Consider the following 13,420-nt stretch of genomic DNA (forward strand, 5'->3'; position numbering starts at 1 on the left):
TGTTGATTTTATGATACGCTGGTTTTATCATAACATGAGGTTTCTTATTAGTAAAGTTAATAAAATTAAAGATTTTTATAAGTATTTCTTATCTATTTTCCCTGTCTGTCCTCATCCTGCTGCCCTCTGCCCAAAAAATGCCGCCACACGAGGAAAATCGCAAGAAAGGCCGCAAGAAAGCCCAGGAAAAATCCTCCGATCCTCATCACCATATCGTAGAAAAATCCCTCCGGCAGCATCCGGATCATGTAGTCTGTAGCCGGGTCAAAAATCCACAGGTCATTGGTGAAAAAGATCTCGTGAAAGATGGTGAAATATTTTGTAAAATCCGAGGCAAAAAGAACTCCCAGCAGGACTGTCGCCGCCAGGAAGATACCAAGGGCGATAAAGTAGGCCCTGGGGATGATACGCCTCCAGTCCCCCTTCAGAATTACGAGCAGAGCAATGAACACAGCCGCAGTAATAAGGAGCACCCAGCGCAGGGTCAGCCCGCCCAGGAACAGGTTCTTCACATCCGCCATGTGGAGCCGGTCCTGCTCGTTAAAGAAATCCTGTGTCTGCCCGTCCACGTCCGTGATCACGGAGAGCTCCGGCCTCTTGCCGATGAGGTAATCCATCATTTTCTCCGTCACGTCCATGACATCCCCCATCTCCATGTCCAGGCTTTCCGCCACATGGTATTTCTCGTATTCTCTCTCGTAAAACCCGTAGCCTGGGTCGCCGTATATGGCCAGCTGGAAGCTGGTGATCAGAAGGGCCACAACAAGCAGGAGCATAGCTGCCACGGCCAGTACATGATGCAGTTTTTTCATAAAGCAATCCCTCTTTTTTGTTGTCTCATTTTTTGATTGTAATTTCCCTGATTTTCCCCTATAATACAAATGATTTTTATTAGGAGGACTTATCATGGATATTAACTATGAATTATATAAAGTGTTTTACTATGTGGCCTCGACCCTGAGCTTTTCCGAGGCCTCCAAGCAGCTCTTCATCTCTCAGTCAGCGGTGAGCCAGTCCATCAAGACGCTGGAGAGAAAGCTGGACCAGGTGCTCTTCATCCGGAGCACAAAGAGGGTCCAGCTGACGCCGGAGGGGGAGATCCTGCTGCGCCACGTGGAGCCGGCCATGAACCTGATCCAGCGGGGGGAGGCCCAGCTCATGGAGTCCGCCTCCACCGGGGGACAGATCCGCATCGGCGCCAGCGACACCATCTGCCGGTATTTTCTCGTGCCCTACATCAAGCGGTTCCACGAGGCATTTCCCAGGGCCCACATCAAGGTGACCAACGCCACCTCCATCCAGAGCGTGGAGCTCCTGAAATCAGGGCAGGTGGACTTCATCGTGGTCAACTCGCCCAACGCCTACCTGGGGAGCGCCGCCACCGTAAAGCGGATCAAGCTGTTCCGGGACGTCTTTCTTGCCAACCGGGATTTCGCGGACCTGAAGGGCCGCCGCCTCTCCTTTTCGGAGCTTTTGGAGTACCCCATCCTGATGCTGGACAAGAAGAGCACCACAAGCGAGTTTCTCCACAGCCAGTTCCAGCAGCACCACCTGGACCTTGTGCCGGAGGTGGAGCTGAGCAGTAACGACCTGCTTATCGACCTGGCCAGGATCGGCCTGGGCATCGCCTTTCTTCCGGACTACTGCATCCCCCGGGAGGACGACAATCTCTTTGTCGTGCACACCAAGGAGGAGCTGCCCCCGCGGGAGCTGCTGGCTGTCCGGGGCACCCGCATCCCTCTTTCCAGGGCCGCTGCCGCCTTTCTCGATTACTTCGAGGAGGTCTGATCCCAGAAGGCCCGCATCTTCGCGCCGGCATTTTTCACATTGCAGAGTTCCAGACCTTCCCACTCCCTGGGGAAGGTCTCTTTGTATCTGGGCTCCCGGAAACGGTCGTCCAGAAGGAGGATCACACCTCTGTCCTCCTCCGTGCGGATGACCCGCCCCGCGGACTGGAGGACTTTGTTCATGCCCGGGTAGACGTAGGCATAGTCAAAGCCCCGGAGGCCCTTTTTGTCAAAGTATTCCCTCAAAAGCTCCCGCTCCCGGCACACCTGGGGCAGGCCGGTGCCCACCACGGCGGCGCCGATGAGACGGTCTCTGGACAGGTCGATGCCCTCGGAGAAGATGCCCCCCATGACGCAGAAGCCAAGGAGGCTCTCCTCCCTCTCCTCCTCGAATTCCTCCAGAAAGATCTCTCTTGCCTCCTCCGACATGTAGGGGGCCTGGATCACGCACTGGGCGCTGCTCCCCTCCTTTTCGGCCAGGAGGAGGAACTGGTCGTAGACCTCCTCCATGAACTTGTAGGAGGGAAAAAAGGCCATGTAGTTTCCCTTTTTCCCCTGCACCATCTCCAGCAGATAGGAGGCGTATTTCCGGTAGGTGGCCTCCCCTCTCGCGGTGTACCGGGTGCTCACGTCATTTCCAAGGAGAAGGAGCCGGTTCTCCCTGGCAAAGGTAGACTGGGCGTAGACCGCGTAGTCGTCCGTCTTTGTGCTGAGGAGCTGTCTGTAATAGCGGATGGGAAGGAGGGTGGCGGAGAAAAAGATGGTGCTCACCCCTTTTTCCAGAGCTTCGTTCAGATTGACCGCCGGGTTGACGCAGAACAGGCGGACAAAGAATTTTCCCTCCCCGTCAATTTCGGAATAGATCATGTAGTTCTCGTCCAGCTTTTCATAGATGGTCTCAAACATCCGCACTTCAAAGTAGAGGCTCAACACCTCCTCCCGGACGTCCTCCTCCTTGCACTCCTCCAGATACCGCTCCATCTCAGCCATGACAGACAGAAGCTTCAGGTAGATGCCCCCGGCGCTCTCCAGCACCTGGCAGCCGTCGCACTCCCGTTTCAGGGCCAGCATCTGGCGGTTGCAGTCCTCCAGCTGCCGGGCAAGCCGGACGTCCCTCGTCTTCACAAGGCGGCGGACCTTCATCACGTCCTCCTTGCAGAGGCTGGCGCTGAACATCTCCCGCCCCCGCTCCACCAGGTTGTGGGCCTCGTCAATGAGGAAGATGTAGTCCCCCTTCACCCCCTCGCCGAAAAACCGCTTCAGCTTCGCGTTGGGGTCAAAGACATAGTTGTAGTCGCAGATGACTGCGTCCGCCCACAGGGACAGGTCCAGACCCAGCTCGAAGGGGCACACCTGCCATTTCTTCGCCTGCTCCTCCACCGCCTGACGGCTCATGTCGTCAGAGGTGGTGATCATGTCATAGACCGCATCGTTGATACGGTCAAAATGTCCCTTGGCGTAAGGACAGTAGTCCGGATTGCACTCCGGCTTCTCGCAGAAGCATATCTTCTCCTTTGCCGTCAGGGTGATGACCTTGTACTGGAGAGCCGTATCCCCCTCCTCCACTGCAGCGGGCCCCACTGCGGCGGGCCCATCCGGGCCGGGCTGCTTCAGTATGTCAAAGGCCTGCTGGGCCACAGTCCTGGTGATGGTCTTGGCGGTCAGGTAGAAGAGCTTGTCCACCAGTCCCTCCCCCACTGCCTTCACAGCCGGAAAGACAGTGGCCATAGTTTTTCCCACCCCTGTGGGAGCCTGGATGAACAGCTTTTTCTGTCTCTCAATGGTCCTGTAGACAGCGGCCGCCAGCTTCTTCTGCCCGTCCCGGTACTGGTAGGGAAATTCCACCTTTTTTATGGAAGCGTTCCGCTTCTCCTTCCACTCCACCTGGAAGAGAGCCCACTTTTCGTAGGCGTCCGTGATGCCGTAAAACCACTCTCTCAGCTCCTCTGTGGTGTACTCCTGCCGGAAACGACGGATTTCCTCAGTCTCCAGATGACAGTAGGTCATCTGCACGCCCATCTTCTCCTGCTCATGCTGGTCCCCGTAGATAAAGGCGTAGCATTTGGCCTGGGCCAGGTGCACCGGCACCGGCTCCTCCAGGGCGTTCACATCCCGGAATATCCCCTTGATCTCGTCGATGACCAGCCCCTCCTCCGTGTCCATGACGCCGTCCGCCCGCCCCTCCACCTGGAGGATGAACTTCTCGTAGGGCACCTGGCATTTCATGGACACCTCCGGCGTGTACATGCTCCCCATCTGCCGCTGGATCTTCCGGTGGAGTCGGGCCCCCATCTGCATGGCCTCCTTGTCCGCCGAGGCAGTTCGATTGTCAAGATCCCCGCTCTGGAGGATGAACTCCACCAGGGCCCGGACCGAAATTTTGATCAGTTGCTTTTCCATAGGTCTATTATAAGTGGGGACGTAATACTTTTCAATAATGTTACGTCCGAAATAAAACCAACTGGCGGGGTATTGTGTATGGCGCGGAAATATTATCTGACTATTTTGCAAAATTGTCTGCCTCACACTATCCTGCAAATTCTGTCATGTTGGGCCGGAAGCGGAGCGGCAGGTGGGTTCTCTGGCATCTGGGATTTTCACGCTCCCTGATGGCAATGGTGTCGCAGAACTCCCGCCACAACACCTGCATCGTTTCCTCCTGATCGGAGAGACGTAAAAAGCCCTCATCCCCCCTCACTCCCGGATCCTCCTGTACAAGAACCCACCGCTTTCCCGCCTCGTGGACGACGAACATGCCGCGGTTTTTATCCCGGATCATCCAGTTCTCCATGGGAAAGCGCTCCTGAAAATGAGCCCCCAGGCAGGGAAGAACCCGGTTTTTCGGTGTGATGTCTGAAAAGAGTATCCCGTTCTCCAGCTCCCGAAAGCGGACAAATCCCGTCAGCAGGTGTGCCTCATTCCCCACGCTACGGCTCAGCTCAAACACCTTTTCCACGGCAGGGCTCCCCAAATGTTCCATAATCCTTCGAGGCTGCCTGAGCTTCCGGGCCGCCAGCAGCGTCCCCAGGATTGCCTCTCCTTTCTCTTCATCCCTGGAAAGCGCCGCATAATAAATATGACGGTAGACATTCCTTCCAAGGTTGGTGAGTATCATCCTCTCCACCGCCTCCACCTTGCTCTCATTTTCCCCTATCTCCCTGTACTCACAGAACAGCTCCGGCTCCACGCTGCCCCGGATGGCGATGCCGCTGGCCCCCTCCCGGCGCCGGTCCTTCCACGCCTCGTGCACAGCAGAGAAAATTCCTGTAATGCTGTCCGTACAGATGTAAATGGTTTTCATATAGTGCCTCCTTTCTCTGCCATGACGCCAAATCTCACATCGTCAAAAAGAGAGAGCTGTCTGTAGGTCATGCCGTCCGCCCCCTCAGGCAGTCTCTCCTTCTCGTCCAGAAGGTTCCGCGTAATGTAATCCTCCTCAATCTTTACCGGATACATCATCTTCCCGCTGCAGGTCAAGAAGTACAGCGCCCGTTTAAGAACCACCCCCATTTTCTTTAAATCCCCAAAGTCCAGCTTCCCATACCGCCTGGCCTTCACGATCCTGGCCGCCGATCTGTATCCAATGCCCGGCACCCGCAGCAGAAGCTCATATTTCGCCGTGTTGGCCTCCACAGGGAAAACATCCAGATGCCGCAGAGCCCAGTTGCACTTTGGGTCGAGAAACACATTAAAATTAGGGTCTTTCTCCGTCAGGAGCTCCCCTGCCTGAAAATGATAGTATCGGAGCAGAAAATCTGCCTGATACAGCCGGTGCTCCCGAAGGAGCGGGGGCCCCTGCCCCGTCCTGGCAGGCAGGGATGCGTCCTCGTTTACATGGACAAATGCGGAATAGAACACTCTCTTCAGCCCGAACTTTTTGTACAGGGCCTCCGCCACATGGATAATCTGAAAATCCGTCTCCGGCGTGGCGCCTATGATCATCTGGGTGCTCTGACCGGCAGTTACAAACCTCTTTGCGTTCCGGTAGAGCTGTATCTCCTGCCTGTTCTCCTCCATCCTGTTCTGCACAAGCCGCATGGGCGCAAGGATCCTCTCTCTCGTCTTGTGGGGCGCAAGGAGACGCAGTCCCTCTGCCGTGGGCAGCTCCAGGTTAACACTCATCCTGTCCGCCAGAAATCCCAGCCTCTCCAGCAGCTCCTGGCTTGTGCCGGGGATGGCCTTCACATGGATATACCCCTGAAAGCGGTGTTCTGTCCGCAGCTTGTACAGGGCCGCATAGATCAGCTCCATCGTATAGTCCGGGCTTTTGAGCACGCCGGAACTCAAAAAAAGTCCCTCTATATAATTGCGCCTGTAAAACTCCATTGTCAGCGTACAGATCTCGTCCGGCGTAAAAGAGGCCCTGGGCACATCGTTGTCCCTCCGGTTGATGCAGTATTTGCAGTCATAGATGCACTCATTTGTAAACAGGATCTTCAGCAGGGAGATACATCTCCCGTCCGCGGAGAAGCTGTGGCAGATCCCCGCCTGCGCGCAGCTTCCTATACCGGTGCCGTCATTGCTGCGCTGGGTTCCGCTGGACGTGCACGCCACGTCGTATTTTGCCGCGTCTGTCAGTATTTTCAGTTTTTCAGCTATGGACATAGACTGCTGGATTTCCACATCTATTCCTCCCCTCTCCAAAAATAAGAACATATGTTTGTTTTTAGTATACAAACATATGTTCTACCTGTCAAGTGCCTGCTTATTTCCTTCGTCCGCCTTTAGGGGATCCCTTTCCTCATGTTACACACAATTATGCACCAGTTTGATCATTTTTCCCCAGATCCTGATACACAATTATGCACCAATAAACGTAAATGCAGACGTAATACTTTTGAAAAGTATTACGTCTGCATTTACGAATTGACTATAATTTATTCACCGCGTCCGCCAGATACTGGTTGTCCGCCTCATAGAATTTCTCTTCTTCCACAGCCTCCGCCAGCCTGGGGTCAATGGGCATTTTGCCGAGAACCGGCACGCCAAGCTGCCGGGCGGTCTCCTCGATGTGGCTCTCGCCGAACACAGAGATCTTCTTCCCGCAGTCCGGGCAGACGAGATAGCTGTAGTTCTCCACAATGCCAAGCACCGGGATATTCATCTGCCGGGCCATGTTGCAGGCCTTGTCCACGATCATCTGCACCAGATCCTGAGGGGAGGTGACGATGACGATGCCGTCCACCGGAAGGGACTGGAACACAGTGAGGGGCACGTCCCCTGTTCCCGGAGGCATATCCACGAAGAGGTAATCCAGCTCTCCCCACATGACATCGGTCCAGAACTGCTTTACCACTCCCGCAATGATGGGGCCTCTCCAGATCACCGGGTCAGACTCATGCTCCAGGAGGAGATTGACGGACATGATCTTCGTGCCGTCCTTTGCCTCGCTGGGGAAGATACCCGCGTCGCTCCCCTTTGCTGTCTCATGGATACCGTACATCTTCGGGATGGAGGGTCCGGTGATATCTGCGTCCAGAATTCCCACGGAAAAGCCCTGCTCCCGCATGATCCTTGCCAGGGAGGCCGTCACCATGGACTTGCCCACGCCGCCCTTTCCGCTGACAACGGCGATCACTTTATTTACATGGGAAAACGGGTTCGCCGGCTCCCTCATATCCTGGGGCTTGCTGCCACAGGAGTCTGCATGGGCGCACCCCGCACAGTCGGAGGGGGAGCACCCGTTTTGCTGCTCTGCCATTTTTACTCTACCTCTTTTCTATTGGTCTCCTCAGCTGAAACCGCTTCTTCTACTCTTCCACTGCTGCGATGACTTCGATCTCGCACAGCATGTTCTTCGGAAGGGTCTTCACAGCCACGCAGCTTCTGGCCGGCTTGGATGTAAAATATTTTGCGTACACCTCGTTAAATGCGCCAAAATCTCCCATGTCTGCCAGGAAGCAGGTTGTCTTGATGACCTTGTCGTAGGTTGTTCCTGCTGCCGCAAGAAGCTCGCCGATGTTCTTGCACACCTGCTCTGTCTGTCCCTCGATGGTGTCCGCCTCAACCGCGTCTGTAGCCGGGTTGATGGCGATCTGTCCCGCCGCGTAGAATACGCCGTTGTAAATATATCCCTGTGAATAGGGTCCCAGTGCCTTTGGTGCCTTCTCTGTCGCTACTAATTTCATTTCTTATCTCTCCTTTGCCTTCTCCAATAATTTCTGTGCCACGCACACGTCAAAAAGACCCATGCCCACAGATTTAAAATACGTGGTCTTCCCCGCGATCTCATCTTCGTCCGCCCCGGACGCCAGGAACTTGTCCATAAGAACAACCCGGTCCATGGTGAGCCGTCCCTCTGCCAGGGGCTGGCTTAGATCCCCGCTCTCCTCGCAGGCGTAGGGCAGCTCGATGTACACCTTGTCCACCAGATCCCAGATCACGTCAGGTATCTCCCGCATCTTGGGAGTGTAGGATCCGATGGCAATGATGCACTTGCCCTCCAGCAGCTCCCTGTCATTGGGGAGCACAGGCTCCTCAGAGGGGGTGGCGGTGCAGATGATATCGCTGGCTTTCACAAGCTCTTCCACTGTCTTACATTGTACTACTTTCACCGCCGGGTCCGCAATAGTCTTCTTCAGCCTGTCCATAAAATCCGTCAGGTCCCGGTCGCTGTGGTTCCAGATGTACACGGTCTCAATATTTCTGGCCGCGCAGGCGTACACGGCCTGGTGGAAGCCCTGTGCTCCGGCCCCCACGATGCCCACTGTACGGGCGTCCCTTCTGGACAGATGGCGGATCCCCACGCCGCCCACGGCTCCTGTCCTCCAGGCGGTGACAGCCTGGCCGTCCATGATAGCCAGGGGCGCTCCTGTGGTCCTGTCGTTCAGGATCACAAGCCCGTCCAGGGAGGGAAGTCCCAGCTTCGCATTTTCCGGGAAAATGGTCAGCATCTTTGTGCCGATGACATTCTCCGTAAAGCAGGGCATGTAGATGAGCGTCTTGTTCTCGTGCTCGATCACCGGTCGGGGCGGCATGTAGTAGGCGTCCGCCCCGAAAATCCGGTAGGCCTCCTCAATCTGGTCCATGATCTCATTTGGATCTACCAGCTTCTCAATCTCTTCTTTCCCTAAAAAAATCATACCGTTTTACCTCTCTTGTCTTTATCAGTCGTGGTTGGCAGCCTTGTAAATCTGGTAGGCGTCCTCGGCGTCTATCTTTTTAAAGGAGCCCAGCTGGATGGTATTCCCCTTTGTGGCGCTGTCCGCCAGCTTCCGCAGCACCTCGTCGGGCTGCACGCCGATCTCCAGCTCTCCGATGCATGTGGGCATGTGAAGGGACCGGAAAAAGTCCTCCGTCGCCCCGATGGCCGCCAGAGCCGCCTTCTCATCATCCTCCTCTTTGAGGCCCCACACCTTTTCTCCATAGCGGGCAAATCTGGACGGATCGATCCTGTACACATATCTGGCCCAGCTTCCCCAGATAGCCGACAGAGTCGCCCCGTGCGCCACGTCGAACATGCCTCCGATCTCATGACCCAGCTTGTGGCAGAGGAAATCCTTGGGACGACCAAGTCCTGTCAGATTGTTGTGGGAAATGCTGCCGCACCACATGATCTCGCTCATGGCATCGTAGTCTGTCTGGTCTTCATATGCCTTTTTCCCACAGGTGATCATGGTCCTTAAGAGTCCCTCTGCGATCTCATCGGTCAGCATGTTGCCGTCCACCGGCGTGAAATACCGCTCCAGCGTGTGCATCATGATATCCACGATGCCGCAGGTGAGCTGGTATTTCGGCAGGGTGTATGTAAGCTCCGGGTTCATGATGGCAAACTTCGGTCTGTTAAAATCCGTGTTGATTCCCGCCTTCTTGCCGGTCTCCTCGTTGGTGATGACAGCGGAGTCACTTGTCTCGCTGCCCGCTGCGGAGATGGTGAGGATGACACCCACCGGCAGAGCCGCCTGCACCTGTCTCTCCCCGGCCCAGTAACTCCACACGTCCACAGAAGGATCCGCGGCACCGATGGCCACAGCCTTAGCCGTGTCAATAACACTGCCTCCGCCCACAGCAAGGATCAGGTCCGCCCCGAGATCCACCGCCATCTTCACGCCCTCCCGGACAAGGCCCAGGCGTGGGTTTGGCTTCACACCGCCCAGCTCCTGGAAGGCCACACCTGCGTCCGCAAGCTCCGCCTTTACCCGGTCCAGGAGACCGCTCTTTTTCACACTTCCTCCCCCGTAGACGATGAGGACCTTATCCCCGCCCCACTTCCTGGCAAGCCGCCCGGCTTCCTTCTCCGCATCCTTTCCAAATACGATCTCCGTGGGTGCGTACTGCACAAAATTTTTCATAATAAAAGACCTCCTTACGCTCCAATCGTACTCTAAAGATTGTAACATAAGGAGGCCTCAAATTCAATCGGTCTCCCGGTATCTGCTCACCGCCATCCCCACGCCGAAGATGGCCGCCGCAAAGAGAAGCTGGAGCCCCAGTCCCTGCAGCACCTCCGCCCTCTGGCCGGCCGTGAGGGAGGCGTGGTCCGACAGGATCCCGTTCACAGTCTCGTACCAGTACACAGGCAGGAATGACGCCGCCCGCCTCACCCCCTCGGCCAGGACATCCATAGACACGAAGACACCGCAGAGGAAGCACATGCCCAGGGTCACCACATTGACCACACCGTTCACTATGTCCGCGTTTTTCACCAGCATGCCGATCACATAGGCGATGGAGAGGCTGACCAGGACCAGGGCGGTCACATTTGCCATATAATAGGGAAGATTTCCGTCTGACAGGAAGTCACCTCTGTAGAGGGTGACCGGCAGGATCAGGGAGATCACCCACACAGCCGCCCCCAGGACCAGATATCCGGCCATCAGCTCCAGGTTCTGACGCAGCCTGGGCACAGGGGATACAAGGAGCCTTCGCCTCACCTCCTCCTTCCTGAAGGCGATCATGATAAAGGCCGCCCCGTAGCACAGGATCGAGAGGACCATGTAGGGCAGATACTGAAAGAGAAAGGCGTGGGGCGCCGGCTCTCCCCCGTACCCGCTCTCGTCCAGCATCCGGACAGAGCCGGCCCCGCTCTGGGCCTGTAGCACAAGGGCGCAGGCCTCCTGGGTCCCGTATCCCGCTGCCAGCATGGCCTTCATCTCCCGAAGCCAGGCGCTGATCTGGCTGTCCACATAGTAAGCGCTGGTCGTCCCCGGGATTTTGGTCACCTCCAGCTTCTCCTGCCCCGCAAGGCAGGCAGCCTCAAAGTTCTCCGGTATCCTCACCAAATAGTAGATGTCCCTGTAAAACATTTTTTCCTGCAGACCCGTCAGGTCCCCCTCCCACTCCGTCACACGGTGGATCTGTCCCAGGTATTCCTTCAGCCCCTCTGCCGCCGCTCCCCCGTCCCGGTCCTCCACGGCCACAGGCAGGGAGGTCATCTCAAAGGTATCCGTCCCCTCCTCTCTCAGGGAGAGCTGGACAATAACAGCTATAGTCACAAAGACAGCCACATACAGGAGCAGCATGTGGAGCTGACGGAGCGCCAGCTTGATAAATCCTCTAAATACTGTCATACTGTTCCCTCCTCACTGCGGCGAAGGCCAGGAGGATGCAGAGGATGCTCATGCCTCCCAGGATCGCCATATCCTCCAGCAGTCTGTCATAGTCCTCGTACACCGCCAGGCAGTAGAAGGCGTCGCTCAGCACTGCCGCAGGGTTGATCCGGTCAAGGACCGGGCAGCGGGTCTCTATGACATATTTCATGTCCCCGAACATAAGCCCTGCCAGGAAGGAGGGAAACAGGGTCGCACAGACACAAAGCCCCATCTTGATGGAGAAGGAAAAACGGCTGATGCTCCCTGTCAGGATGCCAATGCCCACCCCGATCAGGGTCCCCGCAAGGTCCACAAGAAGGACCCATCCCGGGCTGCTGCCAAGGTCCACTCCCAGCACGAGCCATATAAATCCGGTCAGCACCAGCACATTTGCATAGTGGAGAAGGATCAGCACGGCAAAATCCGCCAGGATCCCCTTCAGCTTGTGCATGGGAGAGACGCTCCGGCGGGCTCCCAGGGCAGACAGGTTGGCCTGCCCGTCGCAGCACGTCTTGATGCCAAGATAGGCGCCGGACAGGCAGGAGAAGGCGATGAGGGCAAAGAAATACTGCACCCCTGTATTGGTGGTCCTTCCTCCAAGGCTCACCTCCCGCACCCCGCTCTCCTCGGACGCTTCCAGTGCGGCCGCGGCAGCTCGTTCCACTCCCTCCGGGTGGTCTTTGGCTGCCCGGGCAAGGAGATACGCCTGCTGCTCGTACCCCTCCATGAGTTCCCCAAGGATACTCTGTGCAAGCCCGGAGCCGTCCACTGTCAGCTCCGGCTCTTCCTTTACGGTGAAGACGCCTGTCACATCTCCTTCCCGCAGCGCGGCGAAAGCCTCCTGGCTGTCTTCATACTCTTTTATTTCTATCACGTCCCCGTCCAGGGCTTCGAGGAAGGCAGAGAAAGGAGGGTTTTCCTCCGTGACCACCACGCCGGCCGGCACAGACTGCATCTTCTCTCCCATGCCATCCCCTGCCGGATTGCCGAAGGACACGTAGAAGAGGACTGCCAGGATCAGCGGAAAGGCAAGGGCCCAGAACATAAAGGACTTCTCCCGCACAAGGGTGAGAAATCTGTATTTCAGATAGGTTCCCATTTTATCCCTCCTCCTCTTCCTTTCTGTCCCTGAGCCTCTTTCCCGTGATCTCCAGGAACACATCGTTCAGCGTGGGGGGCTGGGACCAGACCCTTCCGAAGGGAATGTCCGCCTCCTCCAGCCTGTGCAGAAGCCCTGTCAGGTTGCCCGCCCCCTGGGTGCACTGCACCCGCAGGACTCCCTCCTGGCAGTCTGCCGACACCACGCCCGGGAGCAGCCTGACCTCCTCCACCTGCTCTCCTGTCATTCCGCCTGTCTCCACCGTGATGGTCTCCCCGGTGCCGATCATGGCCTTCAGCTCCTCCTTTGTGCCTGTGGCCAGAATGCGGCCCCGGTCCATGATGGATATCCTGGTGCAGATCTTCTCCACCTCCTCCATGTAATGGGATGTGTAGATGATGGTGGAGCCCTGCTCATTGAGCTTTTTTATCCCCTCCAGGATGTGATTGCGGCTCTGGGGGTCTACCGCCACCGTGGGCTCATCCATGAGGATCAGCTCCGGCCGGTGCGCGATGCCACAGGCGATGTTCAGCCTGCGCAGAAGTCCCCCGGAAAGCTTTTTGGGATATTTTTTCAGATGGTCCTCCAGCCCGGTAAAGCGGACCGCCTCCTCCACAAGCTGCCTGCGCCGCTTTTTGTCCTTCACATACAGGCTGCAGAAATAGTCGATGTTCTCCCGCACGGTCAGCTCCTCGAAGACGGCCACATTCTGCATGACCACGCCGATCCTCCTCTTGCTCTCATAGCTGTCCGGCTCCATCTTTTCTCCGAAGACCCGGATGCTCCCTTTGTCATATCCAAGGAGAGCCAGCAGGCAGTTGATGGCCGTGGTCTTCCCCGACCCGTTTGGCCCCAAAAGGCCGTATATCTCCCCTCTCTTTATTTCCAGATCCAGATGGTCAAGAGCCAGCACATCCCCGTATCTCTTCACCAGATTGTGTATACTGACAATGGTTTTCTCCTCCATACTGACCTCCCTCTCTCATTTTTGATTTCACTTGTAG

General features: G+C 56.5%; 12 protein-coding genes. 1 reads left to right on the forward strand and 11 read right to left on the reverse strand.

Annotated elements, in window-relative coordinates; translation table 11 throughout:
* Positions 1 to 92 precede the first annotated feature (92 nt).
* Positions 93 to 812 (reverse strand): TIGR01906 family membrane protein, encoded by a 720-nt coding sequence (locus FGQ86_RS00430; protein WP_033124489.1) that lies wholly within the window; start codon positions 810 to 812, stop codon positions 93 to 95.
* 94 nt (positions 813 to 906) lie between these two features.
* Between FGQ86_RS00430 and FGQ86_RS00435 the strand changes: the two genes are divergently transcribed.
* On the forward strand, positions 907 to 1,788 hold the full coding sequence (locus tag FGQ86_RS00435; RefSeq protein WP_138302703.1) for a LysR family transcriptional regulator: 882 nt from the start codon (positions 907 to 909) through the stop codon (positions 1,786 to 1,788).
* On the opposite strand, the gene FGQ86_RS00440 is transcribed toward FGQ86_RS00435, so the two are convergent.
* The 10 genes from FGQ86_RS00440 to FGQ86_RS00485 all read right to left on the reverse strand — a co-directional run bounded on the left by FGQ86_RS00440 (position 1,770) and on the right by FGQ86_RS00485 (position 13,383).
* Positions 1,770 to 4,187, reverse strand: coding sequence for an ATP-dependent DNA helicase (locus tag FGQ86_RS00440; RefSeq protein ID WP_138302704.1), 2,418 nt, complete (start codon positions 4,185 to 4,187; stop codon positions 1,770 to 1,772). The genes FGQ86_RS00435 and FGQ86_RS00440 overlap by 19 nt on opposite strands.
* Positions 4,188 to 4,314: 127 nt before the next feature.
* Entirely contained in the window at positions 4,315 to 5,088 is a 774-nt protein-coding gene (locus FGQ86_RS00445; RefSeq protein ID WP_138302705.1) for a TIGR03915 family putative DNA repair protein, read from the reverse strand.
* On the reverse strand, positions 5,085 to 6,410 hold the full coding sequence (locus FGQ86_RS00450) for a putative DNA modification/repair radical SAM protein (protein WP_195639062.1): 1,326 nt from the start codon (positions 6,408 to 6,410) through the stop codon (positions 5,085 to 5,087). Before FGQ86_RS00450 ends, FGQ86_RS00445 begins: the two co-directional genes overlap by 4 nt.
* A gap of 247 nt (positions 6,411 to 6,657) precedes the next feature.
* Positions 6,658 to 7,488, reverse strand: coding sequence for an Mrp/NBP35 family ATP-binding protein (locus FGQ86_RS00455; protein WP_033124485.1), 831 nt, complete (start codon positions 7,486 to 7,488; stop codon positions 6,658 to 6,660).
* Positions 7,489 to 7,537: 49 nt separating this feature from the next.
* Positions 7,538 to 7,915, reverse strand: coding sequence for a Rid family detoxifying hydrolase (locus FGQ86_RS00460; RefSeq protein ID WP_033124484.1), 378 nt, complete (start codon positions 7,913 to 7,915; stop codon positions 7,538 to 7,540).
* 3 nt (positions 7,916 to 7,918) lie between these two features.
* On the reverse strand, positions 7,919 to 8,869 hold the full coding sequence (locus FGQ86_RS00465) for an ornithine cyclodeaminase family protein (RefSeq protein ID WP_033124483.1): 951 nt from the start codon (positions 8,867 to 8,869) through the stop codon (positions 7,919 to 7,921).
* 24 nt (positions 8,870 to 8,893) lie between these two features.
* The gene (locus FGQ86_RS00470) at positions 8,894 to 10,078 is read right to left on the reverse strand and encodes an iron-containing alcohol dehydrogenase (RefSeq protein WP_033124482.1); all 1,185 of its coding nucleotides are present in this window, start codon (positions 10,076 to 10,078) and stop codon (positions 8,894 to 8,896) included.
* Between the two features lie 63 nt (positions 10,079 to 10,141).
* Positions 10,142 to 11,296, reverse strand: coding sequence for an ABC transporter permease (locus FGQ86_RS00475; protein WP_033124481.1), 1,155 nt, complete (start codon positions 11,294 to 11,296; stop codon positions 10,142 to 10,144).
* Positions 11,283 to 12,416: an ABC transporter permease gene (locus FGQ86_RS00480; RefSeq protein WP_033124480.1), complete on the reverse strand. Its 1,134-nt coding sequence runs from the start codon at positions 12,414 to 12,416 to the stop codon at positions 11,283 to 11,285. The genes FGQ86_RS00475 and FGQ86_RS00480 overlap by 14 nt, the downstream gene beginning before the upstream one ends.
* Position 12,417: 1 nt before the next feature.
* Positions 12,418 to 13,383: an ABC transporter ATP-binding protein gene (locus FGQ86_RS00485; RefSeq protein WP_207742229.1), complete on the reverse strand. Its 966-nt coding sequence runs from the start codon at positions 13,381 to 13,383 to the stop codon at positions 12,418 to 12,420.
* Between the last annotated feature and the right edge of the window lie 37 nt (positions 13,384 to 13,420).

Origin of the sequence: Clostridium sp. BSD2780061688st1 H5 (assembly GCF_005845155.1) — a bacterium.
Lineage (GTDB): Bacteria > Bacillota > Clostridia > Lachnospirales > Lachnospiraceae > Claveliimonas > Claveliimonas intestinigallinarum.

Bases quoted from the DNA above. Each gene is read 5' to 3' on its own strand.
- FGQ86_RS00440 (WP_138302704.1), bottom strand. From the start codon at position 4,187: ATGGAAAAGCAACTGATCAAAATTTCGGTCCGGGCCCTGGTGGAGTTC.
- FGQ86_RS00430 (WP_033124489.1), bottom strand. From the start codon at position 812: ATGAAAAAACTGCATCATGTACTGGCCGTGGCAGCTATGCTCCTGCTT.
- FGQ86_RS00445 (WP_138302705.1), bottom strand. From the start codon at position 5,088: ATGAAAACCATTTACATCTGTACGGACAGCATTACAGGAATTTTCTCT.
- FGQ86_RS00455 (WP_033124485.1), bottom strand. From the start codon at position 7,488: ATGGCAGAGCAGCAAAACGGGTGCTCCCCCTCCGACTGTGCGGGGTGC.
- FGQ86_RS00480 (WP_033124480.1), bottom strand. From the start codon at position 12,416: ATGGGAACCTATCTGAAATACAGATTTCTCACCCTTGTGCGGGAGAAG.
- FGQ86_RS00465 (WP_033124483.1), bottom strand. From the start codon at position 8,869: ATGATTTTTTTAGGGAAAGAAGAGATTGAGAAGCTGGTAGATCCAAAT.
- FGQ86_RS00470 (WP_033124482.1), bottom strand. From the start codon at position 10,078: ATGAAAAATTTTGTGCAGTACGCACCCACGGAGATCGTATTTGGAAAG.
- FGQ86_RS00485 (WP_207742229.1), bottom strand. From the start codon at position 13,383: ATGGAGGAGAAAACCATTGTCAGTATACACAATCTGGTGAAGAGATAC.
- FGQ86_RS00435 (WP_138302703.1), top strand. From the start codon at position 907: ATGGATATTAACTATGAATTATATAAAGTGTTTTACTATGTGGCCTCG.
- FGQ86_RS00460 (WP_033124484.1), bottom strand. From the start codon at position 7,915: ATGAAATTAGTAGCGACAGAGAAGGCACCAAAGGCACTGGGACCCTAT.
- FGQ86_RS00475 (WP_033124481.1), bottom strand. From the start codon at position 11,296: ATGACAGTATTTAGAGGATTTATCAAGCTGGCGCTCCGTCAGCTCCAC.